The following is a 25657-nucleotide window of genomic DNA, read 5'->3' on the forward strand; positions in this document are numbered from 1 at the left end:
CCGTCACGAAGCAGAGTCCGGCTCCGCCGGAACGCCACCGCGACGCTCCGCGTCGCAACCAGAGGATTCGCTTCACCCCCGGCCTGAAGGACTCTGCTGAGGAATGCGTGATTCGGGCTGTCAGGCCGCGAGCATGAGGGTTTCGAGGCGCGAGGTGCGGGTGCCGCCGAGTGGGGTGCCGGTCAGCCATCGGTCGATGCGGATGATGTTGAGTGCGGTGGCGGCGAAGACGTGGCCCAGGCGGGTCGTGGGCAGGTTGCGGTAGCGGGTGCGGCGCAGGCCGGTAACGCGCACGGCCTGGGAGATCGTGCCTTCGACGCCGGCCCGGATCGCGTAACGGTCCTTCCATTCGTCGGTCTCCTGGGCCTGGCGGACGGCTTCGAGGGCCTCGTGCCGTTCTCGTGGCAGGAAGGTGATGCCTCTGCCCCGGCGGCCGGACGGGGGTTTGGTGCACGACGTCTGCTTCGGGCAGGGGCGGCAGTGCTGGGCGGAGAAGAACACCTTGAGGACCGGGGTGCCGTTGCGGTGGTGTTTCTGTTCCCACCACTCGAAACTGCGGTGCCCGCCCGGGCAGATGGCGCTCTCGGTCTCCCAGTCGATGGTGAAGTCGGCGCGGGAGAAACCCTGATCCTCTCGGGACTGGCGGCTGCTGTCGTGCGGGGCCGGGCCGAGCAGTTCCATGCCCTGTTCGGTCGCGGCCAGGAACAGGGCGGCGGTGGTGTAGCCGGCATCCACGACATGCACGTTGGGCAGCAACTCCCGTTCCGCGAGCGCCTGGTGGACCGGCTCGGTCATCTCGGTGTCGGCCACCACCGCGTCGGTGGTGGCCACCTGCGTGATCACATGGGGCGTGTCCGGCTCACAGGTCTCGGTCAGATGCGCCTTGTAGCCGGTCCAGCCTGAGCCACGCTTGATCCCCCAGCGGGCGTCGGTGTAATAGGGCGAGCACAACCGGTGATGAACTGGCGGGAGGTCCTTTCCCTCCCGCCAACGCACCCCCTTCTCGTCACGTGGTACTGCTGGATCCAGGAAACCCGCAGGACCTGTACTGCCTCGATCTCGCGCAGCCAGTCCGGAGCCGTGGGGGCGTAAACCGCCTCCAGCAGGACGAATCCGTCCCGTCCGACCTGCTGGGACCACTGTTCACGGACCTCTTCGCCCTTGGGGAAGCGGTAGTCGTCCACGCGCGGCCCGTAGCGCTCGGCCCACTCGGCTGTGACCAGGCCGGACAGCCAGGCCGGGGCCGCGGCCGCCAGCGCCTCCAATGCGGCCCGCAGTGTCTCGCCGACGAACTCCATCCGGTTCAGCGTCCGCACCGCCGCCAGGACGTGCGTGGAATCGGTCCGCTGCCGGCCACCGGCCTTCAGCAGGTCCAGCCCGCGCAGGCGTTCCAGCACCAGCTCCAGCGCCGTCTGTTCCAGTCCGTGTTCGATCAGGCGGGAGCGGAACAGGCTCAGCACCGAGGCATCGAACCCGGGGTCGTCCAGCTCCAGGCCGAGAGGAACTTCCAGTCCATCCGGGCCCGCACCTGGGCAGCGGCCTGCCGGTCGGTCAGCCCTTCCGCGTACTGCAACACCGACACCAGCGCCAACGCCCCCGGCGAGACGGCAGGACGACCTCGCGCAGCGAACGCCCCGGCGAATGCCGCGTCATCAAACAACGGGCCCAACGCCTCCCGGATCCGCACCGCGAGCGTCCCCTTCGAGAACGCGGCCCGCACCACCCGGGCCGTCAGCTCCGGCACTCCCTGACCAGCCCGTGGCTCCAGCGACATCCTTTTCGGCCCTCCCGCCCACGACCACAACAACCATGGGGGACCAACGACCGACCCCTGCCCGAATCACGCCTTTCTCAGCAGAGTCCTGAAGGCCGGAGCACTGCGAATGAATCCCGGTAGCCGGCGCGCAGCGCGAGGCGCGCGAGGACGGTGCCGACCTTGCCCGCGCCCAGGATGCCGAGGGTGCGTACGTTCTGCGTGTTCATCTCGTACCTCTCAGTCGGTCCTCTGGTCGGTCCTCTCACTCGGCGAGCAGGTCGCGGACCATCGGGATCACCTTCGTGCCGTACAGCTCGACGGTGCGCAGCCGGGCGCTGACGGGCAGCGCGCCGGAGCCGTAGATCATGTCGAAGCGGCCCACGCCGAGCGCGCCGACGGCACCGGCGATCTTGCGGGCGACCGTCTCGGGCGATCCGATGTACAGGGAGCCGCGCTCGATCTCGTTCTCGTACTCGGCCTTGGTGATCGGTGGCCAGCCGCGCAGCGCGCCGATGCGGTCCCGCATCACCTTGTAGTGCGGCCAGTGCAGTGCGCGTGCCTCGTCGTCGGTGTCGGCGACGAACCCCGGCGAGTGCATGCCCACGGGGTGCGTGGTCGTGCCGAACTGCTCGGTGGCCCGGTGGTAGAGGTCGATGTAGGGCGCGAACCGCTGGGGGTTGCCGCCGATGATGGCGATCATCAGCGGGAATCCGTACTTCGCCGTGCGCACGACCGACTGCGGGGAGCCGCCGACGCCGACCCATGTGGTCAGGCCTGACTCGGTCTTGGGGAAGACGTCCGCGTCGTTCAGCGGTGCCCGCACGGTGCCGCTCCAGGTGACGGGCTTCTCCTCGAGGAGTTTCGCGAAGAGTTCGATCTTCTCCTCGAACAGCACGTTGTAGTCGGCGAGGTCGTATCCGAACAGGGGGAAGGACTCGGTGAACGAGCCGCGTCCGAGGATCACTTCGGCCCGGCCGTTCGCCAGCGCGTCCAGGGTCGCGAACCGCTGGAAGACCCGGACCGGGTCGTCGGAGCTCAGCACGGTGACGCCGGATCCGAGGCGGATCCGCTCGGTGCGGGTGGCGATGCCCGCGAGCACGGTCTCCGGGGTCGAGATGGCGTACTCGGGGCGGTGGTGTTCGCCGAGTGCGAGGGCGTCGACGCCGATCTGGTCGGCGAGTACGGCCTCGTCGACGACGTGCCGGATGGCCCGCGCGTACGAGACCGGGCGGCCGGAGTCGTCCTGGGGGACGTCGCCGAATGTGTCGAGGCCGAAGAGGAGTTCGGACATGGGAGGTCTCCTGGGTGAGTGGGGACGGGAGGCGGATGCCGGGCCGATCACCAGGCGTAGGGGCCGAACCGGCCCCAGGCGACGACCACCGCGACGGCGAGGAGTACGGCGTTGAGGCCGATGTGGGCCCATTCCTTGCCCCGCGCGTGTGTCAGGGCGGCGCCGATCATCAGCAGCGCCGTGCCGGTCGCGGCGAGCGGGGTGAGGACCGGTGCGATGCCGGTGGCGCCCGGCAGCACGAGGCCGAGTGCGGCGAGGACCTCGACCCCGCCGATGGCCTTGACCTGGGCGGCACTGAAGCTTCGCGCCCACGGCATGGCCTCGGCGGTCTTGGCGTACGGCTGGGCGAGCTTGCCGGCGCCGCCGGCGAGCATCACGAGGGCCAGCAGGATCTGCAGGGTCCACAGAAAGACGGTCATGGGTTCGGTCCTGTCGGTTCGGGGCGGCCGGTGGGAGGGAGGGATCGGCAGCGGTACGGCCCATCGCCTCGGACGGAAGCATAAACGGACTTCACCCCGTTTTATATTCCGGCAGTAGGTTGGAGCCCATGAACAGCCCCTTGGTGCCGCTCGGCCGACCGCGCACCGAGCGCGCGGACGCGGCCCGCAACCGCGCGCAGCTCCTGGACACGGCGCGCGCGATGGTCGCCGAAATCGGCGTGGAGAAGGTCACGATGGACGGCCTCGCGGAGCGCGCGGGCCTGGGCAAGGGCACGGTCTACCGCCGTTTCGGCACCCGGGCCGGGATCTTCCACGCGCTGCTCGACGAGGACGAGCACGTCTTCCAGGAGCAGGTCCTCAGCGGTCCGCCGCCGCTCGGTCCCGGCGCCGAGCCGGTGCCGCGCCTGATCTCCTACGGGCGCGCCCGCACCGCGTACCTCGCCGACCACCTGGCGATCGTGCGGGCCTCCCTGGACCGCAACCGGCCCGTGCCCGCGGGTGCGGGCGCCACCCTCACGGGCATGCACCTGCGCATGCTGCTACGACTTGCCTGCCCCGGCGCCGCCGACATCGACAGCCTCGCCCTGCAGCTCACGGCGGCGCTCGAAGGGCCCTTCATGCTCTATCTGTCCGCGCCCCGGCCGGAGGAGTTCGCGGGCGCGGCAGTCGCGGACCGGCTCGGCGACAGCTGGCGCATCCTGGTGGAACGGGTCTGCCGCGTGTGAGCGGGAAGCGATCAGCCGGCGCTGTTGATCACGCTCCGGCCGGCCGCTCCCCCGCTTCCTGCCGTTCCGGCTTCCGGATTTGCGGATCGGCGTCCGTACGCCGCGGTATGAGCAGCAGCGCCACCAGGGAGAGCACGCAGCAGCCCACGATGTAGACGCTGATGCCGATGCTCGATCCGGTGTCCTCGAGGATCGCGGCGGCGATCAGCGGCGCCGGGCCGCCCGCGATGACCGAGGCGAGCTGGTAGCCGATGCCGGCGCCGCTGTAGCGGACGTTGGTGCCGAAGCCCTCCGCGATGAGCGCGGCCTGGGGGCCGTACTGCATGTCGTGGAAGACCAGCGACAGCACGATCGCCAGCAGGACCAGGCCCGTGGAGCCGGTGTTGAGCAGCGCGAAGTACGGGAACGCGAAGGCGGCGACGCAGGCGATCCCGATCCCGTACATGAGGCGGCGGCCGATGCGGTCGGAGAGATGGCCGAAGACGGGGATGGAGAGGAGTCCGACGGCGGCCGCGACGAGCGTGTCGTCGAGGAGGTCGCTGCGCGCGAGTTCGAGGTGCTGCGTCCCGTAGGTGAGCACGAAGGTGATGAAGAGGTAGAACGGGGCCTGCTCGGAGAGGCGGACGAACGCCGAGGTGAGGACCTCGCGCCACTGGTGGCGCAGCACGTCCCAGACCGGCATGCGGACCACGGCCTGCGCGCGCTTGACCGACTCGAAGTCGGGGCTCTCCACGACCCGTAGCCGCACGTAGAGCCCGACGGCGACGAGGAGGGCGCTCGCCAGGAAGGGGATACGCCAGCCCCAGCTCTCGAAGCCGTCGCCGGTCGCCGAGGTCATCCAGCGCACCATTCCGGTCGATGCGAGCAGCCCGAGCGGCACGCCCATCTGCGGCCAACTGGCCATCAGACCACGGCGTTTCTTCGTCCCCCACTCCATGGCGAGCAGTACCGAGCCGCCCCATTCGCCACCGACGCCGATGCCCTGGAAGACCCTCAGGACGACGAGCAGGATCGGCGCGGCGAGGCCGATCGACCCGTACGTGGGCAGGCAGCCGATGAGGACCGTGCTCACGCCCATCAGGACGAGCGTGATGACGAGGGTGGACTTGCGGCCGACCCGGTCGCCGAAGTGCCCGAAGATCGCGGCGCCGACAGGGCGGGCGGCGAAGCCGACGAACTGGGTCGCGAAGGAGGCGAGGACGCCGGTGTACTCGGACTGGCCGGGGAAGAACAGGTGCGGGAAGACGAGCGCCGCCGCCGTCCCGTAGAGGAAGAAGTCGTACCACTCGATGGCGGTGCCCACCGTACTGGCGACGACGGCACGGTTGCGGTGGCTGCGCATGGCGGCCGGTTGTCCGGTGCTCGTGCCCACGGGTATCCCCTGTCTTCGGCGGACGGGCCAGCTTGGGGGGAGGCTGCCGTGAGGGTGCTCCTTGGATCGGGACATGTCAAGAACGCGCACAGGGTGCCCGGCACGCGCAGGTCCCGCTCCTCGCAGAAACGCAGGACGCGGCCCAAGCGTGCGGCCGTGAGCCGACGGCACCGAGTGGTCAGGCGTGGGGCTCGACAGGGCGCGCTATGGCGATCATGGCGGCGTCGTCGTCCAGGCGTCCGCCGACGTAGTGCAGCAGGTCACGGCGGAGGCGGTCGAGGAAGGACTCGGGGCTCTTCTCGCCCCAGCCGGTGATGCGCTCGGCGAGCGGGTAGAAGGTGCCGATGGAGTCACGGGCCTCGGTGACGCCGTCCGTGTACAGCAGCAGAAGATCTCCCGGCTCGAACGGGAAGCCGTCGACGTGATAGCGCGGATGCGACAGTTCGCCGAGGCCCAAGGGAGGTGCGGGACGGCGGGCTTCCATGGTCGTCGGCCGGCCGTCACGAAGGACGATCGGCGGCGGGTGACCGCAGGAGATCATCTGGACCCGGCCACCGCGATCGGGAATGTCCAGGATGGTCGCGGTGATGAAGGTTTCTCCGTAGCGGCTCGTCTCGTCCGGCTCCATCAGGTCCCAGCACACGCTCCGGTCGAGGTAGGACACCAGCTCACCCAGGCTCGCCTGGCGGTGGGCCGCTCCGCGGAACGCTCCGAGCAGCAGGGCTGCGTCATTGACCGCGGTCAGCCCCTTCCCCCGCACGTCGCCGATCATCAGCCGCGTACCGGAAGTGGTACGTGCCGCCGCGAACAGATCCCCGCCGATCTGGGCCTCGGCCTCCGCGGCCAGATAGAGGGAGGCGGACCGCAGCGGTCCGAGGTGCCGGGGCAGTGAAGGCAGGACCACACGCTGCGCGGTCTCGGACACGTACCGCACCTGCATCAGCTCTTTCGCCCGGCGGTCCCGCACCACACAGAAGATCACGAGGCAGATTCCCACCACGATCAGGGCGACGATCTGCGCCTGGTGGTTGGACGAGAGCAACGCGTCGGAATCGCGCAGCAGCCCGATGACCGTCTGCGCGACCACCGCCAGCGCCGCCACCAGTCCCACCGTCCGGGGACCGCCGAACGACGGGGTGATCGCCGGGGCTGCGACGAGCAGGGGCCCCAGATGGATGTCGGGCGGCGCGAGTATGTCGATCACGGACACCGCAATGATCCACGCGACCGGGATGGCGACCAGCGCCCGGCTCGCATGCTCCGGCCGGCGAAAGCCTGCAGATCGCTGCGCCATGACTCCTCTTTACACCGCGCCCGCCCCGCTCGCATCAGCGGACACGGACGGCGCGATCACGTGCCGGTCGCTGTGCGGGGCCAGGCTGACATGCACACGCACCTGAGGTCCTCGCCATCGGCGATGACGTCAGCCACCACGCGCTCGAAGGACCCGGCCTGCACCGGATAAGGGTTCGGGTCACCCGGGGGCTGTCTCTTCAACCATGGGCCGGACCGCGTGCACGGGCCATGGGGTGTGTGCGCAGGGCAGTTGGGCGGTGTCGTAGGCTGGCCTTCCATGGCAATAAGTACCTCGCTGTGGTCCTTCGCCCTGGTTGTAGGGCTTCTCACTCTGACTCCCGGTCTCGACACCGCTCTGATCCTGCGCACCTCGGCGCTCGGCCGACGCAGGAGAGCCTGGGGCGTCGTCCTCGGAATCCAGTCCGGCACCCTTCTGTGGGGTGCGCTCACCTCTCTGGGAGTGACCGCGCTCCTCACGGCCTCGCACCTCGCCTACGTGACCTTGCGCTGGGTCGGCGCCGCGTATCTCGTCTGGATGGGCGTCCGCATGCTGCGGGACACCTTCCGGGGCCTGCCCACGGGCGACGTCAGCCACTCCGACCTGCTCACCGGGAAGGACTCGGTCGGAGGCGGCTGGCGGCAGGGGACGCTCACCAACCTCCTCAACCCGAAGATGGGCGCCTTTTACGTCGCCGTCCTGCCCCAGTTCATCCCGGCCGGCGCAAACCACTTCGCCATGGGTCTGTCGCTCACCACGGTGCACATCCTCCTCGGTCTGTTGTGGTCGGCCGTCCTCATCGGATGTGCCCGCGTGCTGCACGGCTGGTTGCGAAAGCCTCAGGCCCGTCGCTTGCTCGACCGGGTCACAGGGACCGTCATCGCCGCGTTCGGTATCCGGCTCGCCCTCAGCGACTGAACACCACGCCTGCTACGGCACAGAGCCGGTGCTCAGCGCCGGGCCCGGATCAGGATGGCGGAGAGATGGAGCTGCGCTCCCGGCCCGCCACCGGGTCGGGGCGAATGCCGCCAAGCCCCGTCGGCCGCCCGAGAGGTGGGCAGCCTGCCCGATCTCGCTCGCTGGCATCGCTGAGTGGGGGGCGGCTTGCGAGGCACGTTGCGCGCTGGTCGGCGTCGACGCGGCGGAGGACAGGGAAGTAGGTGCGCGGGTTTCCATCGCGCTCGCTCGCCACGTACATCACGACGACGCGCCTGGCGCGACTCGTTGCGCAGCACCCGCTCTCTGACCAGGTTGCCCGTTCTGGGCAGTAATTCGTTGCCCTGTCGGAGTGGTGCTTCCATAGGATCTCGGCATGACTACCGATGCTCCGCTCACCCGAGAGTCGTTCCGGCGCCTCCACTCGATCTGCACGCCCCGGCAGGTGTCTCAGTTGCCGGACCGTGTCTGGACTGACGAGGAATGGGAGCGGATTCAGCTCGGATATCGAGCTCGGGACATGGATGAGAAGTGGAACGTCTTCGTTGAAGGCGATGTTCTTTTCATGCACCGGAGTTGGACCGGTCGCGGTGTCTACGAGGTGTCCTTTGCCGCCGCGGCTGATCGCGGGAGGAGGATCGCCTCTGCTGTGGTGGAGGGCGATGGGGAGCGCTATCGAAGCAGGGGCGACGAGTACGAGTGCCTGATGATGGAGCTGCTTATCAGCGCGATCGTCCTTGGTGAGCCTGCCGCCGAACTCCGGGCAGGCCTTGTCGAGTTGACTGCCAGGGCTTCCGGGAAGACTGATCTTCCCTCAGGCGTGGTGGAGCACAGTGCTCTGGGGTTGCGCTCTGGATCGTAAGTTCTGCGGCCCGGAGGGTGCTGTCACAGCCCTGGGCATCAGCTCCCGCGTCGAGGACCGGGCGGCGATGAGCCTTCTCGACATCCTGGCCGACAACGGTCCACCGGCGTAGTGATCCTCTGCTCCACGGCAGCTGCCTGGAGTCCCTGCCGATGAACGGGGCCGGTCAGATCCAGCATCAGCGGTCCACCTCTCAGGGGAAGGCCCGGCCTTGGCCTGAGAGGTGTGCCCCTGGTCGGAACTCGTGATCAGGCCGGAGTGACCTCCATGTCTGGTAAATGCGCAGGTGAGCGACCAGGGAACATCGATCTCTTCAGGCAGACAACGAGCTAAAATGCTCGCGGCCGAGAGTCCGGCGCGGAGGAGAGGATCTGGATGGCGGCACATGAACCCTCCGTGCCCGAAGACGGAACCGCAGCGGATGCGCCGTCCGCGCCACCGGTCCGCCAGGCGCTGTCCGACAGTGTCTATGAGGGCATCAAGGCCATGATCATGGACCATGAGATCGCTCCTGGCTCACGCGTCGGCATCGAGGCGCTCTCGCGCATTCTTGATGTCTCCCCGACGCCCGTCCGCGAGGCGCTGGCGCGGCTGGAGTCCGACGGACTCGTCGTCAAACGCTCCCTGTCCGGATACCGGGCGACCGAGCTGCTGAGCCAGGAGGGAGTGGCGGAGCTGTTCGAGATGCGGCTGCTCCTGGAGCCACGGGCCGCCGCGCTCGCCGCCCTGCACGCCACCGAGGCCCAACTCGACGCCATGGAGGCGATCCTGGAGGACATGCGGGCCCATCCCGGCCCCTCGGGCCCATACGCGGACTACCGCGATTTCGCCGCTCTGGACCAGCACTTCCACGACGCCGTCGCGGAGGCGACCCACCGGACCCTGCTCGCGGACGCGGTGGAGCGGCTCCACGCCCATCTGCATCTCTTCCGGCTCAGCAAGCTCACGGACAGCGGCGACCCGACCCTGCTGGAGCACGAACGGGTGATGCGCGCGATTCTGCGGCGCAAGCCCGAGCGTGCCGCCGAGACGATGGCGGATCATCTCAACCGCAGCCTGGAGCGCCAGCTCCACCGGTTCGCCGAGGAGTGACCTGTCGAGCCGGCGCACCAGGACGGGGCATCAGGCAGGTGAGCCGGACACCCGGTACACCCTCTGGGCCGTGCCGCCGAACACCTCTTTCTGTTCGGCCGCAGTCAGCGCGGCAGTGAGCTCCCGGGTGGCGGCCACCACGTCGCCGTAGCTCGCGGCGAGGGTGCTCACGGGCCAGTCGGAGCCGAACATCAGCCGGTGCGGGCCGAAGGCCTCGATCACGGTGTCGGCATAGGGCCGCAGGTCGTCGGTCGTCCACGACTGCCAGTCGGCCTCGGTCACCATGCCGGAGAGTTTGCACACCGTGTTGGGCAGGGCGGCCAGCTCGCGTACCTGCCCGGACCACGGCTCGCGCTCCCCCGATGAGATCGGTGGCTTGCCCAGATGGTCGAGGACGAACGTGAGACCGGGGACGGCGGCCGCTGCCCGTACCGCCGCCGGCAGCTGATGCGGGAGCACGATCAGGTCGTAGACGAGGCCGGCCTCGGCGACGGCTCTCAGCCCGCGCAGCACCTCCGGGCGGGTCAGCCAGTCGGGGTCCGGTTCGCCCTGGACCTGGTGGCGGATGCCGCGCAGGTACGTGCCGCCGGGCAGTGCGCGCAGCCGGGCGAGTTCGGCGGCGGCGCCGGGCGAGGTCAGGTCGGTCCAGCCGACGACCGCGCCGATCAGGTCGCTGTCCGCGGCGAGGTTCAGGAACTCGGGTGTCTCCTCGGGCACGGTGACTGTCTGGACGAGCACCGTGGCGGCCACGCCGGCCTTGCGTGTCTCGGTCTCCAGGTCGTCGAGGAGGAAGTTGCGGCGCAGCGGGGCGAGTTCGGGGCCGGTGATCCAGTCCTGGTCGCGTAGGGCGAGGTCCCACAGGTGGTGGTGGGCGTCGATGACGGTCATGGCAGTCTCCTTCCGGGTACGGGTGCGCCTTCGGGCAACAGGTCCTGGGCGCGCAGAGCCTCCCACACGGTGTCGGGGACGGCTCGGTGGAACTGTGCGGCGGCGTCGCGGACTTGGGCTGCCGATCGCGGCCCGACGAGGACCGAGGCGACCGCCTCGTGCCCGAAGGGGAACTGAAGCGCGGCGGCACGCAGCGGCACGCCGTGGGAGTGGGTGGTGTCGCGCATCCGCACGGCCCGTTGCAGCACCGGCGCGGACGCCTCGGCGTAGTCGTATGTGGCTCCCGGCCTGGGGTCGGCCAGGAGCCCGGAGTTGAACACGCCTCCGATGACCACGCTGGTGCCGGCCGCGGCCGCGGCGGGGAGCAGGTCGTCCAGGGCGTTGCGTTCCAGCAGGGTGTAGCGCCCGGCGCACAGCACGGCGTCGACGTCCGTGTCCGTCACGAACCGTGTCAGCATCCGGGTCTGGTTCATGCCCGCGCCGATGGCGCGGACGACTCCCTGCGACCGCAGCTTCTCCAGCGCCGGATACGCCTCGCGGAACGCCTGCTCCTCGTGGCCGTCGGGGTCGTGCAGGAGGACGAGGTCCACGCGGTCGAGGCCGAGGCGGGTGAGGCTGTCCTCCAGTGACCGGCGGACGCCGTCGGCGCTGAAGTCCCACCGCCGCCGATGGGTGGCGGGTACGGCGAACCCGTTGTCCCGGTCGTCGCCGCCGGCGTCGGACGGCACGAGCAGCCGGCCCACCTTGGTGGACACCGTGAAGCTCTCCCTGGGCCTGTCCCGCAGGGCCGCGCCGAGTCGGCGTTCCGCAAGGCCGAGGCCGTAGTGCGGTGCGGTGTCGTAGTAGCGGATCCCTTCATCCCAGGCCGCTTCCACGGCTGCGGATGCCTCGTCCTCGTCGACGGCTTCGTACAGGCCGCCGATGGCGGCGGTGCCGAATGCGAGGGCGGTGACGGGGACGCTGCTGCGGCCGAGGGTGCGGCTCGGCAGCACCGGGTCGGTACCGGGTTCGTCCGTGTGCATCACTGTGCCTCCGGACGCAGCCTGAGGCCCTGCATCCCGCCGTCCACCGCGAGTGCGGTGCCTGTGACGGACGCGGCGGCGGGGCTTGCCAGGTACACGATGGCCGCGGCGGCCTCGTCTGCGGTCACCAGGCGGCCCATGGGCTGGCGGGCGCCCAGCGCCGCCCGCTCGGCGGCCGGGTCGGCCGCCTGGTCGAGGAGGCGGCCCACCCAAGGGGTGTCCGCGGTGCCGGGGTTCACACAGTTGACGCGTATGCCTTCTCGGATGTGGTCGGCGGCCATGGCCAGCGTCAGCGACAGGACCGCGCCTTTGCTGGCGCTGTACAGGGCGCGTTGCGGCAGGCCGGCCGTCGCCGCGATCGAGCAGGTGTTGACGACGACGGCGGTGCTCGGACGGGCGGTGGCGGCGGCGCGCAGGTGGGGCAGGGCAGCGCGGGTGGTGCGAACGATGCCGAGGACGTTCACGTCGAGGACCCGGTGCCACTGGGTGTCGTCGTTGTCCTCGACCGTGCCCACGGCGCCGATGCCGGCGTTGTTGACCAGGATGTCGATGCCGCCGAGGTCGGCGGCGGCGCCGTCGACGGCGGAGCGTACGGAGGCGTCGTCGGAGACATCCGCGGTGTAGGCGCGCAGGGGCTTGTCCACTGTCGATGTGTCGAGGTCGAGTACGGCGACGTCTGCGCCGCGTGCGGCCAGGAGGTCGGCGGTGGCCCTTCCGATGCCGGAGGCGCCACCGGTCACCAGGGCTCTGAGCCCGGACAGTTCACTCATCGGTTCGTCCTCTTCTCCTGTTCAGCGAGGTCGGCGGCCCAGAAGGTGCCGAGCGGGTACCAGAAGGTGCCGTGCGGGTAGCGGTGGGCGGCGGTCGACGCGGCGTGCACGTCCGGCGAGGAGTCGGCTGCGTGGGCCGTGCAGTGCCTGCTCGCGACGACTTGCGGTCGCGGCGCTCGGGCACCGCGGGGCGGTTGACTGGTGGGGAGTGGCCGCGCGGCGTCCGGGCGGTGTCCGCGCGGCTATTCCATGAGGAAGACCTGTTCCATGGAGGCCCACCACTCGCCGGACGCTGCTTCGTCGACGGGCTGCTGGCAGGGGTCGGTCAGCTTCCACCAGTCCTGAGTGGCCGGGTCGGCGGCCATGAGGGCGACGTCCGCCGCCAAGTCGTCGCCGAGGTACTCGAAGTAGCTGAACAGCCGGTCCCCGAGCAGGTGGATCGAGTAGTTGGAGATGTGGCACCGTCGCAGTTGTTCGAGGACGGGCTCGGGCACCTTGCGGTGCAGTTCGCGGTACTCGTCCAGCTTCTCGGGGCGGACGCGGATGACCTGAGCGATGCGTTTCATGCGGTGCCGCCCGTCGCCGGTACGGCCGGGGCCGCGCGATCGTGGATGATGCGGATGATCTTCCCGCTCATGCGGTCGTAGTCGTGGTCGTTGTCCACTTCGCCGCGGATGCGGTGATCGGCCATGACGACGACCCGGTCGGCGAGAGTGATGATTTCGGCCAGGTCGCTGCTGATCAGCAGGATGGGCAGCCCTTGGCGGGCCAGGTCCCAGATCAGTTCGTGGAAGGCGTGCTTGGTGCGCACGTCCACGCCGACGGTCGGCTCGTCGACGATCAGCAGCCGGGTGTCCGCGGCCAGCCACTTGGCGAGGCTCACCTTCTGCTGGTTGCCGCCGGACAGTTCACCGGCGTTCTGCGCGAGTCCGGAGACGCGGATTCCGAGGCGGGTGACGAGGTCCTCGGCGACCTCTTTCTCCTGGCGGGACGAGACGTGTCCGAGGGCTCGGGCGAGCTTCTTCCAGACCGTGACCGTGATGTTCCGGACGATGGGCTGCTCAAGGAAGACGCCTTCCTCCTTGCGGTTCTCGGTCAGGTAGCCGATGCCGTATTCGTGGAGGGCTTCGCGGGGGGAGCGGATCTTCGCGGCTTTGCCGTACACACGGATCTCACCGGCGGTGACGCGGTCGAGTCCGAGTACGGCCTTGACCAGTTCGCTGCGGCCCGCTCCGACCAGCCCGTACAGGCCGACGATCTCCCCTGGGCGGACCTCCAGGGAGACGTCCTCGTGGCCGGCGGCGGTGGCGACGGAGGTGAGGGCGAGCGCCGGGGCTGCGGAGGCGTCGACGGTGCGCGGGGTCATGTCCTTCGCGGTGTGCGCGCGGCCGACCATGAGGCTGACCACGTCGTCCTGGGTGTGGTCGGCGAGGGATGCCGATTCGAGCACGGAGTTCCCGTCGCGCAGCACGGTGACGGTGTCGCAGACGGCGAAGACTTCCTCCAGCTTGTGGCTGACGAAGACGACGCACGTGCCGCGCGCGGTGAGCCTGCGCACGACGTCGAAGAGGCGCTCGGCCTCTTGCGGGGAGAGGGAGGCGGTGGGTTCGTCGAGCAGGAGCACCCGGCTGTCGGTGTAGAGCGCTTTGGCGATCTCCACCAACTGCTGCTGTGCGACGGAGAGTTCCCGCACGAGGCGGTGCGGGTCGAGGTCCAGGCCGAGTTCGGCCAGGGCGCGCTCGGCCGGGGCGGTCATGGCCTCCCGGTCGACCAGGCCGCGGCGCGAGGGCGGGTCCTGCAGCGTGATGTTCTCCGCGACGGAGAACCCTGGGATCAGATTGCGTTCCTGGTGGACGACGCCGATTCCGGCCCGTGTGGCGTCCAGCGGTGAGCGCAGGTGGATCTCCTCGCCGCGCCAGGTGAGCCTGCCGCCGTCCGGCGGGTGCACACCGGTGATCACCTTGATGAGCGTGGACTTGCCCGCACCGTTCTCGCCGAGCAGGGCGTGCACCGAGCCGGCGGTCAGCTTCAGTCCCACCCCGTCGAGGGCGCGGACACCGGGGAAGACCTTGACGATGTCTTCGCATTGCAGCAGGACGTCGCTCATCGGGCGCCTCCCGTCGCGGACGCGGCGGTCGCCTGTGCGTCGCCCTGTGGCATCGGTGGCGTCCTTCCGGGCGCCTGGCCCTTCTTGTCGAGATGGGTCTGGTGGATGCGGCCGCCGACGACGGTGCCGAGTACGACCAGGCCGATGAGGAAGTTGACCCAGCTCGGGTCGAGCGAGAACTGGGCGCGCGCGGTGTCGATGAGCCGCATGAGGAAGGCGGCGAGCACCGTGCCGAGGACGGCGACGGAGCCGCCGGTCAGCGCGACGCCGCCGATGATGGGGGCCGCGAAGCTGGGCAGCAGCCAGTCGCCGCCGACGCTGCGGTTGACGCCCGGCAGCGAGGCGGTGGCGGTCAGCGCGGCGATGCCCACGAGCAGGCCCGACAGGGTGTGGGCGAGCACGATCTGGCGGTCCGTGGAGATGCCGGACAGGCGGGCCGCGAGCGGGTTGCCACCGGCGGCCAGCAGTCGGCGGCCGGCCACGGTCCGGTACATGAACGCGCCGAGGACGGCGGCCGCGGCGAGCGCGGTGAGGAACACGAGCGGGATGTTCAGCGGTGCGGCGCGTCCGAGGTCGCGCAGGGTCTTCGAGTACCCGTCGATGGTGCGCGTACCGGACAGCCGGTACTGGGCGCCGAGCAGGATCGTCATGGTGCCGAGCGTCACGATGAAGCCGTTGATGCGGGTGGCGACGATGAACACGCCCGTCATGAGGCCGATCGCGGTGGCGGTGAGGACGCCGATCGGCACGGCGAGGCCCGCGGGCACATCGCTGTCCGCCATCAGCACACCCATCAGGCAGGCGGTGAACCCGCCGAGGGCGCCGACGGCGAGGTTGAGCTGTCCGACGCACAGGGCCACCATCTGTGCCAGCCCGATGAGGATGGGTGTGGCGAGGTACTGGAGGAACGTGCGCAGCGAGGAGCCTTCGAAGAACGAGCCTGACGAGGAGATCCCGAGGGCCACGTAGCCCGCGAGGACGACGCACAGCAGGGTCGTCGTCGTGGAGCGGGACAGGCGCCGCAGTGCCGACGGGGCCGCGGCTCGCAGATCGCGGAGCGTGGTCATGTGGAGCGCACCACCTTGCGGTAGGACAGGACGGTGCGCACCCGGTCCGCCGACAGAGCCAGCAGCAGGACGCAGCCGAGGTAGATGTTGAGGCTCTCGAGGCCGACGCCGAGCAGGTCGAGGCCTTTGCGGATCACTCCGACCAGGGCGGTGCCGAGCAGGGCGCCGAGCACGGAGACGACACCGCCGGTGAGGAGGGTCCCGCCGAGGACCGAGCCGAGGAACGAGGGGAGCATGAAGTCCTCACCGATGGAAGCTCGGAACGTGCCCGTGCCCACGGCGGCCATGAATCCGGCGAGTGCGGCGAGCAGACCGGACAGTGCGTGCGCCAGCACGATCCGGCGCCCGGTGGGGATGCCGGACAGTTCGGCGGCGGCCGGGTTCGCGCCGGTGAGCAGCAGTTCGCGCCCCATCCGGGTGCGGGAATAGAGGAAGCCCAGCGCGACGAGGGCCAGCACGGTGAACTGGGCGATCTGCGGTACGGCCGGGGACCCGCAGACGGGGCCGACGCAGGCGTCGGCGAGCGAGGCCGAGCGCAGTTCGGCGAGCCCGTCGGGCCGGGTGGTGAACGCCGCGTTCTCGGTGAGGGCCGAGTACAGCAGTGAGATGAGGCCGAGCAGGGCGAAGTCCATCGCCAGCGTCACGACGAACGAACTCACCCCGGTACGGGCGATGATCCAGCCGGTGAGCGCCCCGATGGCCGCCCCGGCCGCCAGGCACAGCAGCAGTCCCAGCGGGAGTGTGAGACCGAGCCGGTCGTAGCCGAAGCCGGCGAAGAAGGCGCCGAAGGCGGCCATGCGCCCGACGGCGAGGTTCATGTGTCCGACGGAGAGCACGACCATCTGCGCCAGCGCCGCGACCGTCAGCATCGAGATGTCCCGCATCAGGGTGAAGAGCACCAGTCGCTCGTCGAAGAACGCCGGGCGCATGGTCCCGAAGAGGGCGACGAGCGCGACGATGAGCACGAGCAGCCCCAGCCGCTGGTTGACCCAGAAGGGCAGCCGGTGTGCGGGGCGTGCCCCGTCGGCGGTGTGCTCCGTGTCGCTGTCGGGTGCGGTGAGTGCGGTCTTCACGACACCCTCCGGTCCTCGATGGCGTCCAGGTCCCAGTCGATTCCGATGCCCGGCTCGTCCGGGGCCACGGCGAGTCCGTCGCGCACGGTCATCTCGGTGCGGGTCACGGCGCGCAGTTGCGGGATGTACTCGACGAACGCCCCGTTGCTGACGGCGGCGACGAGGCTGACGTGCAGTTCCATCAGGAAGTGCGGGCAGACCTTGACGTTGAAGGTCTCCGCCAGGTGGGCGACCTTCAGCCAGGGGGTGATGCCGCCGACGCGGGCGACGTCGACCTGCACCACGGAGGCGGCGCCCTGTTCCAGGTAGCTGCGGAACTGCATCGGTGCGTACATCGACTCGCCGACCGCGACGGGGATGGTGGTCGAGCGGGCGAGCCGCGCGTGGCCGCTGATGTCGTCGGCGGGCAGCGGCTCCTCCAGCCAGTACGGGTTGTACGGTTCGAGGGCGGCGGCCAGTTGCACGGCGGAGGACAGTGACTGCGACTGGTTGGCGTCCGTCATGATGTGCAGCGTCGGTCCGACCGCCTCGCGTACGGCACGCAGCCGCTCCGCGTCCTCGGCGGGGTGCGGCTTGCCCACCTTGATCTTGACGCCGGCCCACTGTGCCTCTTTGGCCACGAGCGCCGACTTGACCAGTTCCTCGGTGGTCAGGTGGAGCCAGCCGCCCTCGGTGTCGTACATCGGGACCTGTTGCCGGTGGCCTCCGGCGAGCCGCCACAGCGGCTCGCCCGCGCGCTTGCAACGCAGGTCCCACAGAGCCGTGTCGATCGCCGCGAGCGCGAGCGAGGTGATGGCGCCCGTGGTCGTGGCCCGGGTCAGGCCGAACAACTCCTGCCAGAGCCCTTCGACGTTGCGTGCGTCCTTGCCTTCGAGGCGCGGCAGCAGGTGGTCGCGGAGCAGCGCCAGGACGGAGGTTCCGCCGGTGCCGATCGTGTAGGCGTATCCGGTGCTCTCCAGGCCGTCCGCGGTGTGGAGGCGGACGAGGATCGTCTCCTGCTTGACGAACGACTGCACCGCGTCGATGCGGTCGGTCTCCACCGCGATGTCGGCCAGCAGGGCGGTGGCGTTGATGATGATGCTCATGGTGTGTGACGACCTTCCGTGGTCCGTGGCAGGGCGCTCACTTGCAGGAGAGGAACGTGTCGGCGAACTGCTTCTTCAGCGCTGCGGTCTTGGCCTTGCGCGCGCTGTCGTAGTCGCCGAGGTTCTTCTTGGTGACCACGAAGGATCCGGAGTCGACGATCTGTCCGGGGTCGGCCATCGTGCACTGCTTGGTCTGCAGCAGTGCGAGGGCCCAGGCGCCGATCTCCGCCTGGCCGACGGGGTTCTGCACGACGGTGGCGCTGGTGGAGCCGTTCCTGATCGAGCTGAGGATCTTGGCGTCGTCGTCGATGGCAACGACCTTGGCCTTGGAGCCGGTCTCGCGGACCGCCTCGGCCGCGGCGACCGCCGGGTTGTAGGCGGTCGAGACGATGCCCTGGATCTGGTCGCCCTTGGCGGCGAGGAGATCGGAGACGGCCTTCTGCGCCGTCTGGAGGTCCTTGTCGATGTCCGTGACGGTCTGCAGCAGCTTGACCTTGCCGCCGGTCTCCTTGACCGCCTTCTTGACGCCCCTGATCCGCCGTTGGGTGTTGGCGTCGACGTTGTTCCCCGTCAGGTGGACGAGGGTGCCCTTGCCGCCCATCGCGTCGATCGCGGCCTTCGTGGCCTTGTACGCGGCAAGCTCGACGTCCGTGGACAGGCAGAAGTCGGCCTCGTTCTTGTCTCCGGCCGGGCAGGAGGCGAGCGAAGCCACCGCAAAGCCCTGGGACTTGAGGTCGGCGAAGGTGGTGTTGATATCGGTCGGGGAGACGCCGAAGACGCCGAAGGCGTTGTAGCCGCGGGCGGCGAGCGTCGAGACCAGGTTGTTCTGCTTCTGCTGATCCCACTCGGAGGTCTCGTCGAACGTGACGTCGCCGAGTCCGAGGCTCTTCTTGGCGTCGGCGCCGGCCTGCTTCCAGGGCTGGAAGTAGGGGTGGGCACCGCCGGGCACCAGCGCGACCTTGACCCCGGAGCCGTCAGTGAGCTCGGCCTTTCCGCTGCCGGGCTTCGTGGCGGCGGTGTCGGTCTTCGTGGAGTCGTCCGAGGACTTCACGGTGCATGCCGCGGTGGCGGTGCAGAGCAGGACCAGGGTGACGGCGGCGGACAGTGCGGCTCCAGGACGAATCATGATCCCGCTCCAGTCGAATCAGATAGGATTTGGTTGCATCGCGCAGGCTGCACGAGGGGCCGATACCGTGTCAAGACTGCTGCACGGACTGCCTTCGCAGACTCAGAACCAGGGATGCGCCGCCTTGTTGCAGGCTTTTAGCGGGACCGCCGAGGCGGCGGCGAGGCCCTCTACCGCATCACCTCACCGCTTGATCACATAGGATTTCCGAGCACGGCAACCGGGAAGGAAGCAGAGCGATGCCCCCGAAGCGCGAGGCACTGGCGGACAGCGTGCACGAGTCGGTCAAGACGATGCTGATGGACCATGTGATCCAGCCGGGTGCGCGCTTGGGCATCGAGGCACTGGCACGGTCCCTGAGCGTGTCTCCCACCCCCGTCCGTGAAGCCCTGGCCCGGCTCGAGGCCGAGGGCCTGGTCGTGAAGCGGTCCCTCTCGGGCTACCGCGCCACCGAGCTCCTGACCAGGCAGGACGTGGAGGAACTCTTCGAGATGCGGCTGCTGTTGGAGCCTCGGGCCGCCGCTCTTGCGGCCGAACACATCGACGAGGTCGAACTCGACCGGCTGGAGGCCCTGGCCGACGAGATGCAGGGGCTGCCCGGCCTGGGGCACGGCTACCGCTTCTACGCCGGTTTCATGGCCGTTGACCAGCAGTTCCACGATGTGCTCGCCACCGCTTCACGGCGGTCGCTGCTCGGCGCGGCGGTGCAACGGCTGCACGTACATCTGCATCTGTTCCGCCTCGGAGCGGTCACGGGAGGCGGCCCGGCGACGGCGCTTGAACACAGCGGGATCATGCGTGCGGTCGCTCGGCGCAGCCCCGAGCGCGCATCGGCGGCGATGCGGGAGCACTTGGAGCTGAGCCTCGAACGCCAGCTCAGCCGGTACGCCGGGGAGGAGTGAGCGGCCGGGCACGGACCGTACGCCCTGGTGGGGCCCAAGTGGCAGCGCCCGTAAGGCTGTTGGAATCAGATACGATCTTGGCTCGGCATTCCTCGAAAATCCCACCATTCACCCCATTTCATGGCGCCGTTTCTCCGGTCAGATGTCTTGACGGGCCACCCTCAGCGCCCTTTCATATACGAAATTCAATGGGTGTGGCTGAAGAGAGCGGAGTCGCCAGATGGAGAGACGTGCCGTCATCAGATTGAGCCTGCTGGCATTGGGGGCAGCGCACACCTTGCCCCTGGCAGCGGCCCACGCCTCGCCGCGGAGGACGACGGTGGCTGCCCGTGACAACACGTCCGCCGAAGGCTCCCGCTCCGTCCTGTGGTACGACGAACCCGCCCCGGACACCCACAGCGGCTGGGAGAGCAGGGCGTTGCCGATCGGCAACGGGGCCATGGGCGCGTCGGTGTTCGGCGGGGTCGGGGCGGAACGCCTGCAGTTCAACGAGAAGACCCTGTGGACCGGCGGGCCGGGGGTGTCCGACTACAACTTCGGCAACTGGGCACAGCCGCGCCCGGGCGCGCTGGAGGAGGTCCGGCAGAAGATCTGGGACGAGGGCCAGGTGACGCCCGAGTACGTACGGGACAAGCTCGGCATGCCGTCGGACTCGCCCCGGTACCGGCGCTTCGGCGCCTACCAGAGCTTCGGCGATCTGCGTCTCACCTTCCCGGACAGCCCTGAACCGGTCACCGGCTACCGGCGCCACCTGGACATCGGCCGGGGAGTGGCGGGGGTGTCCTACGAGTCCGGTGAAGTGCGGTACGAGCGCGAGTACTTCGCCACCGCGGTGGACGGAGTCGTCGTCGCCCGCATCAGCGCCGACCGGCCCGGCCAGGTGCACCTCACGGCGAGGATCGGCGTCCCCGCGAACCGGACCACCGCTGCCACGGCCGATGGCGGACGGATCACCGTCAAGGGCGCGCTCGACAGCAACGGTCTCGGCTACGAGACCCAGGTGCGCGTCCTCAACGACGGCGGATCGCGCACCGACGGCGCGGACGGCACGGTGAGCGTGCAGGACGCCGACTCGGTCACGCTGGTCCTCGTGGCCGGCACCGACTACGCCGCCCACTACCCCGACTACCGGGGCGAGAACCCGCACGCCCGGCTGACCGCCGCGGTCGACCGAGCGGCAGCCAAGGGCTATCCCGCCCTCCTGCGCGACCACGAATCGGACTACGCCGAGCTGTTCGACCGCGTCACGCTCGATCTCGGCGGCGAGCTGCCCGACATTCCGACCGACGAGCTGCTGAACCGGTACGGCGACGGGTCGTCGTCCGCGGACCGGGCAGCGGACCGGGCGCTGGAGGAGCTGTTCTTCCAGTACGGCCGGTATCTGCTCGTCGCTTCCTCCCGGCCGGGCTCACTGCCGGCGAACCTGCAGGGCGTGTGGAACGACATGGACGCACCGCCCTGGCAGTCGGACTACCACCTGAACATCAACCTGCAGATGAACTACTGGCCGGCCGACGTCACCAATCTCGCCGAGACGGCCGAGCCGTTCACCGAGTACGTCGACAGCCTGCGCGAGCCCGGACGCGTCACGGCGCAGCAGATGTACGGGGTCGATCAGGGCTGGGTCGCCCACCACGCCTCCAACATCTACGGGCACACCGGCGCCTGGGACCACCCGGCGTACTTCTTCCCGGAGTCGGGCGCCTGGCTGGCCGACCAGCTCTACGACCGCTACCGCTTCACCCTCGACGAGAAGTACCTCGCCGAGAAGGCGTATCCGGTGATGAAGGAGACAGCACAGTTCTGGATCGAGAACCTGCGCACCGACCCGTCCGACGGCAAGCTGGTCGCCACGCCCAGCTACTCCCCCGAGCACGGATCGTCGACCGCCGGCGCCTCGATGTCCCAGCAGCTTCTCTGGTGTCTGTTCACCGACACCGCCGAGGCCGCGGGCAAGATCGGTGACACCGGCTTCGCCGTCCGGGCGAGAAAGGTGCTCGCCGATCTGGATCCGGGGCTGCGGGTCGGCTCCTGGGGTCAGCTGCAGGAGTGGAAGAAGGACCTCGACGACCCGAAGGACCACCACCGGCACACCTCGCACCTGTTCGCCGTCTATCCCGGCAACCAGATATCGCCGCGTGCCACGCCCGCCCTCGCCGACGCCGCCGTGGTGTCGATGAACGCCCGCAGCGACGACGCCGCCGGGTGGAGCGCCGCGTGGAAGATCAGCCTCTGGGCCCGGCTCCTCGACGGCGACCACGCGCACAAGCTGCTGGCCAAACAGCTGACGTCGAGCACGCTGGCCAACCTGTGGGACTCCTACCCGCCGTTCCAGATCGACGGCAACTTCGGCGCCACCGCGGGCATCGCCGAGATGCTGCTGCAGAGCCAGCTCGGCACGATCGACGTGCTGCCCGCCCTGCCCGCCGGCTGGAAGGACGGCAGCGTGGACGGCCTGAAGGCCCGCGGCGCGTTCACCGTCGGTACGACATGGCGCGCGGGCAACCCCACGGAGGTCCGGCTGACTTCGGAGAAGGGCGGCAAGGCCCGGCTGCGCCACGAGGCGTTCCGCGGAAAGGTCCGGGTGTACCGCGCCGACGGCAAGCCCGCCGGCTGCTCCTCCCACGACGACCTGGTGACGGTCCCGACGACCGCGGGAGAGACGTACCGCATCGTTCCCCAGACCCGAGTGACCCTCGGCGGCGCCGACACGGTGGTGCGGCCCGGCGACCGGGTGCCGCTCTCGATCACGGTCACCGCGGCGGACAAGACCACGGTGCCGGCCGCCACCGCGACTCTCGACGTACCCGAGGGCTGGACGGTCGAGCCCGGCGGTGTGCGCCTGCGGCCGACGCGGCCGGGCGCATCGGCCACAGCCGACTTCGTCGTCACCGTCCCCGCGGACGCCGCCGAAGGGTTCCATTCGATCAGCGGTGCGGTGCGCACGGACGCATGGCAGCTGCGGACGACCGCGCGCATCGAGACATAGCGGCTCAGCCCCGCGCCCGGTCAGCCGCGGCCGGGCGGGGCCGGGCGAACGACTCACGCGCGGGCAGCCGGTGCCGGGCTCAACGGGGCGCATCCCGCAGTCCAGGGCCACGACTCGTCTCGCCGAGTTCGGTCTCCGTCCGAACGTTGCTCCCGAGTAGCGGGGCCGCGCTGTACCGGTGCGCCCTCGTCGCCACCTCAGGCGTCCTCATCGCGACCGGAACGCCGGTCGCCCGGACACGCCCACCGGCCGAAGTCCGTCCGGCGTGCCCGGCGGAAGTACTCCCGGCACACACGTTGAACCGGGACGGCTTGCCCGTCCTCGATACCCGTACCGACCAGGGAGGGCCACCGTGCCTCAGTCCGAACAGAACCGGTCCGTCGAGCCAGAGCCAAGGCAGCACACCTCCGGTCCCCGTAGGCGCGCCGTCCTCACGGCCGGTGCGGCCGCCGCGCTGGCCGTCGGGACGGAGACGGCCGCCCACGCGTCCGCGCCGGCAACGGCCCGGGCAGCCGAGGGTGACGGCGACCCGTTCACCGCCCTGCTCGCCCGCGCCCGCCAGCAGTTGACCGGCGGGGACATCGACACCGCGGACCCCGACATCGCCGCCGCGGTCGCCGCTCTGGACGACCAGGCCGCCGGCTTGTGGCAGCAACTCGACCGGTCCGCCGCCCGCATCGCGCTCTGGCCCGACGTGTCCCCGGCTTCCGAGCCGGCCATGTTCGGCCGGAGCTACGACCGGCTGCGTAACCTGGCGACCGCCTGGGCCACCCCCGGCACCTCCCTGTCCGGCAGTGCGGAGGTCCTCGACGGGCTGCTCGAAGCCCTGCGGTTCCTGCACACCGCGGCCTACAACCCCGCTCGCGTCAACAACAGTTGGTGGTTCTTCGAGATCGGCGCGCCCCGGGCGCTGATGGACACCTGCGTACTGCTGGGCGACCGGCTCCCCGCCGAGGACCTCGCGGCGTACATCGCCACCGTGGCCACGTTCTGCCCGAACCCCGACCGCCGCAGCCTCTCCGGCGTCACCGAGACCGGGGCCAACCGCGCCGACAAGGCCATCATCGTCGCCCTGCGCGGGCTGCTGGCACGCGACCCGGCCACGGTCGCGCTGGCTCGCGACGGCCTGTCCGACATCCGTGGCGCCGGCCGCAACAGCCTGTTCCGGTACGTCACTTCCGGCGACGGGTTCTACGAGGACGGATCCTTCGTCCAGCACAACTACGTCGCCTACACGGCCAGCTACGGCCGCGTCCTGCTCGCCGCAGCGAGCCAGGTGATCGCGCTGCTCGCCGGATCGGACTGGGCGATCAACGACCCGGACGTCTCGGTGCTGCACGACGCGGTCGAACGGACCTTTTCGCCGATCGTCTTCGACGGGCTGGCGATGGACACGGTGCGCGGCCGGGCCGTCTCACGACAGCAGGACCAGGACCACACCGCCGGGGCAACCACCGCCAACTGCATCCTCCAGCTCGCCGATGGCGCCCCGGCCGCCCTCGCGGGCCGGTGGCGCGCCCTCGCCAAGGGCTGGATCACGCGCAACGACGCCACCCCGTACACCGGCCTCGTCGACCTCCCGGCGATCGCCCGCGCCAAGGCCGTCCTGGACGATCCCGGCGTACCCGCCGCCGACCGGCTCACCGGGCACTTCGGTTTCGCGGACATGGACCGGGCCGTGCACAGACGGCCGGGCTGGGCGCTCGCCCTGTCGCTGTCCTCCAAGCGCATCGGTGCCTACGAGGCCGGCAACGGCGAGAACCTGCACGGCTGGTACAACGGCGACGGCATGACGTACCTGTACCACGGCGACGACCTCCGCCAGTTCAACGGCAGCTTCTGGGCGACCGTGGACCCGTACCGGCTGCCGGGCACGACGGTGGACACACGCGCCCGCACCGACGTCGGTACGGGCGCCGGCACCTTCGTATACCGGCCGAAGAACGCGGTGGCGGGCGGAACGGATCTCGACGGCCGCTACGGTGCGAGCGCGATGGAACTCATGGCCGACGGCAGCACCCTGACGGCCAGGAAGGCGTGGTTCTTCCTGGACAACGCGGTCGTCGCGCTCGGTGCGGGCATCACCTCGACCGACGGCCGGACGATCGAGACCGTCGTGGAGAACCGCCGCCTGCAGGCCGAAGCGGCGGGGGAGCTGCTGGTGGACGGCGAGCGGCAGCCCTCGGACCCCGGCTGGTCCGCTGCGCTGCCCAAGGCGCGCTGGGCCCATCTGGCCGGCACCGGCGGCTATGTGTTCCCCGACCACCCCGGACGCCGGCCCGGAGCCCCGGGGCTGCGGGCGCTGCGGGAGGAGCGCACCGGCACCTGGCGGGCGATCAACACCGGCGGCATCACCGACCCGGTGACCGGTCGTTACGTGACGCTCTGGATCGACCACGGCGCCTCGCCCACGGACGCGTCGTACGCCTATGTGCTGCTGCCGGGCGCGAGCGCCGCCGGGACCCACGCCTGGGCGTCGTCGCAGCCCGTGCGGATCCTGGCGAACGACGCGGCGGCGCAGGCAGTCGAGTCACGGCGCGACGGCCTGCTGGCCGCGCACTTCTGGCAGTCCGGTACCGCGGCGGGCATCACCGCATCGGGTCCGTGCACGGTCCTGGTGCGCCGCCGCGACGAGGGCGTGTCGGTCGCCGTCGCCGACCCGGGCCGCACCGGCGCGACCCTCACGGTCGAACTCCCCTTCCCCGTCACCGAGGTGATCCGCCGGGACGACACCGTCGACGTGACACCTGGCCGGCGTCCCGTGCTGACCGTGCGCGTCGCGGGTTCGCGCGGCCACAGCCACACGGCCGAACTCGCCTGAGGCCCCGCCTCGGGTGACCGCCGGCCGGAGCTGCGGCCG

At 70.1% G+C, this 25657-nt stretch carries 21 protein-coding genes and 2 pseudogenes; 8 read left to right on the forward strand and 15 right to left on the reverse strand.

Annotation, left to right across the window (positions count from 1 at the left end):
• Window positions 1-120: 120 nt before the first annotated feature.
• From ACZ67T_RS34675 to ACZ67T_RS34690, 4 genes and pseudogenes are all read right to left on the reverse strand, one after another.
• A pseudogene (locus tag ACZ67T_RS34675) lies at window positions 121-1774 on the reverse strand (IS1182 family transposase).
• 77 nt (window positions 1775-1851) lie between these two features.
• The gene (locus ACZ67T_RS34680) at window positions 1852-1983 is read right to left on the reverse strand and encodes a hypothetical protein (RefSeq protein ID WP_469989433.1); all 132 of its coding nucleotides are present in this window, start codon (window positions 1981-1983) and stop codon (window positions 1852-1854) included.
• Window positions 1984-2018: 35 nt separating this feature from the next.
• Entirely contained in the window at window positions 2019-3047 is a 1029-nt protein-coding gene (locus tag ACZ67T_RS34685; protein ID WP_469989434.1) for an LLM class flavin-dependent oxidoreductase, read from the reverse strand.
• A gap of 47 nt (window positions 3048-3094) precedes the next feature.
• Window positions 3095-3466, reverse strand: coding sequence for a DoxX family protein (locus ACZ67T_RS34690; RefSeq protein WP_469989436.1), 372 nt, complete (start codon window positions 3464-3466; stop codon window positions 3095-3097).
• Window positions 3467-3594: 128 nt separating this feature from the next.
• On the opposite strand from ACZ67T_RS34690, the gene ACZ67T_RS34695 reads away from it, so the two are divergent.
• The gene (locus ACZ67T_RS34695; RefSeq protein ID WP_469989438.1) at window positions 3595-4212 is read left to right on the forward strand and encodes a TetR/AcrR family transcriptional regulator; all 618 of its coding nucleotides are present in this window, start codon (window positions 3595-3597) and stop codon (window positions 4210-4212) included.
• 28 nt (window positions 4213-4240) lie between these two features.
• Here ACZ67T_RS34695 and ACZ67T_RS34700 read toward each other — a convergent pair whose 3' ends face one another.
• A complete protein-coding gene (locus ACZ67T_RS34700; RefSeq protein WP_469989440.1) occupies window positions 4241-5584 on the reverse strand; it encodes an MFS transporter in 1344 nt (447 codons plus the stop codon).
• A 178-nt stretch (window positions 5585-5762) separates the two neighbouring features.
• Window positions 5763-6878 (reverse strand): PP2C family protein-serine/threonine phosphatase, encoded by a 1116-nt coding sequence (locus ACZ67T_RS34705; protein ID WP_469989442.1) that lies wholly within the window; start codon window positions 6876-6878, stop codon window positions 5763-5765.
• Between the two features lie 279 nt (window positions 6879-7157).
• Between ACZ67T_RS34705 and ACZ67T_RS34710 the strand changes: the two genes are divergently transcribed.
• The 3 genes from ACZ67T_RS34710 to ACZ67T_RS34720 all read left to right on the forward strand — a co-directional run bounded on the left by ACZ67T_RS34710 (window position 7158) and on the right by ACZ67T_RS34720 (window position 9768).
• Window positions 7158-7796: a LysE family translocator gene (locus ACZ67T_RS34710; protein ID WP_469989444.1), complete on the forward strand. Its 639-nt coding sequence runs from the start codon at window positions 7158-7160 to the stop codon at window positions 7794-7796.
• Between the two features lie 394 nt (window positions 7797-8190).
• Complete coding sequence (locus ACZ67T_RS34715) at window positions 8191-8676, forward strand: hypothetical protein (RefSeq protein ID WP_469989446.1); 486 nt, start codon at window positions 8191-8193, stop codon at window positions 8674-8676.
• 375 nt (window positions 8677-9051) lie between these two features.
• Window positions 9052-9768 carry a GntR family transcriptional regulator gene (locus ACZ67T_RS34720; RefSeq protein ID WP_469989448.1) on the forward strand — a complete coding sequence of 239 codons (717 nt, stop codon included), beginning with the start codon at window positions 9052-9054 and terminating at the stop codon, window positions 9766-9768.
• A 30-nt stretch (window positions 9769-9798) separates the two neighbouring features.
• On the opposite strand, the gene ACZ67T_RS34725 is transcribed toward ACZ67T_RS34720, so the two are convergent.
• From ACZ67T_RS34725 to ACZ67T_RS34765, 9 genes are all read right to left on the reverse strand, one after another.
• Window positions 9799-10656, reverse strand: coding sequence for an amidohydrolase family protein (locus ACZ67T_RS34725; RefSeq protein WP_469989450.1), 858 nt, complete (start codon window positions 10654-10656; stop codon window positions 9799-9801).
• Window positions 10653-11678 (reverse strand): aldo/keto reductase, encoded by a 1026-nt coding sequence (locus ACZ67T_RS34730; RefSeq protein ID WP_469989452.1) that lies wholly within the window; start codon window positions 11676-11678, stop codon window positions 10653-10655. The genes ACZ67T_RS34725 and ACZ67T_RS34730 overlap by 4 nt, the downstream gene beginning before the upstream one ends.
• A complete protein-coding gene (locus ACZ67T_RS34735) occupies window positions 11678-12448 on the reverse strand; it encodes an SDR family NAD(P)-dependent oxidoreductase (protein ID WP_469989453.1) in 771 nt (256 codons plus the stop codon). The genes ACZ67T_RS34730 and ACZ67T_RS34735 overlap by 1 nt, the downstream gene beginning before the upstream one ends.
• A 242-nt stretch (window positions 12449-12690) precedes the next feature.
• Entirely contained in the window at window positions 12691-13014 is a 324-nt protein-coding gene (locus ACZ67T_RS34740) for an L-rhamnose mutarotase (RefSeq protein WP_469989455.1), read from the reverse strand.
• Window positions 13011-14555 (reverse strand): sugar ABC transporter ATP-binding protein, encoded by a 1545-nt coding sequence (locus ACZ67T_RS34745; RefSeq protein WP_469989457.1) that lies wholly within the window; start codon window positions 14553-14555, stop codon window positions 13011-13013. Before ACZ67T_RS34745 ends, ACZ67T_RS34740 begins: the two co-directional genes overlap by 4 nt.
• On the reverse strand, window positions 14552-15622 hold the full coding sequence (locus ACZ67T_RS34750) for an ABC transporter permease (protein ID WP_469989459.1): 1071 nt from the start codon (window positions 15620-15622) through the stop codon (window positions 14552-14554). Before ACZ67T_RS34750 ends, ACZ67T_RS34745 begins: the two co-directional genes overlap by 4 nt.
• Window positions 15619-16695: an ABC transporter permease gene (locus ACZ67T_RS34755; RefSeq protein ID WP_469989461.1), complete on the reverse strand. Its 1077-nt coding sequence runs from the start codon at window positions 16693-16695 to the stop codon at window positions 15619-15621. Before ACZ67T_RS34755 ends, ACZ67T_RS34750 begins: the two co-directional genes overlap by 4 nt.
• Entirely contained in the window at window positions 16692-17780 is a 1089-nt protein-coding gene (locus tag ACZ67T_RS34760; RefSeq protein WP_469989462.1) for a mandelate racemase/muconate lactonizing enzyme family protein, read from the reverse strand. The genes ACZ67T_RS34755 and ACZ67T_RS34760 overlap by 4 nt, the downstream gene beginning before the upstream one ends.
• Before the next feature lie 37 nt (window positions 17781-17817).
• Window positions 17818-18906, reverse strand: coding sequence for a sugar ABC transporter substrate-binding protein (locus ACZ67T_RS34765; RefSeq protein WP_469989463.1), 1089 nt, complete (start codon window positions 18904-18906; stop codon window positions 17818-17820).
• A gap of 239 nt (window positions 18907-19145) precedes the next feature.
• On the opposite strand from ACZ67T_RS34765, the gene ACZ67T_RS34770 reads away from it, so the two are divergent.
• From ACZ67T_RS34770 to ACZ67T_RS34785, 4 genes and pseudogenes are all read left to right on the forward strand, one after another.
• The gene (locus ACZ67T_RS34770; protein WP_469989465.1) at window positions 19146-19808 is read left to right on the forward strand and encodes a GntR family transcriptional regulator; all 663 of its coding nucleotides are present in this window, start codon (window positions 19146-19148) and stop codon (window positions 19806-19808) included.
• A gap of 220 nt (window positions 19809-20028) precedes the next feature.
• Window positions 20029-22497, forward strand: a pseudogene (locus ACZ67T_RS34775) (glycoside hydrolase family 95 protein); the annotation flags it as partial.
• A 27-nt stretch (window positions 22498-22524) separates the two neighbouring features.
• Window positions 22525-22797, forward strand: a complete 273-nt coding sequence (locus ACZ67T_RS34780; RefSeq protein ID WP_469989570.1) for an NEW3 domain-containing protein — start codon at window positions 22525-22527, stop codon at window positions 22795-22797.
• Window positions 22798-23149: 352 nt separating this feature from the next.
• Window positions 23150-25618, forward strand: coding sequence for a polysaccharide lyase 8 family protein (locus ACZ67T_RS34785; RefSeq protein WP_469989467.1), 2469 nt, complete (start codon window positions 23150-23152; stop codon window positions 25616-25618).
• Window positions 25619-25657 lie beyond the last annotated feature (39 nt).

The sequence above is a fragment of the Streptomyces sp. NPDC107517 genome (assembly GCF_055582645.1).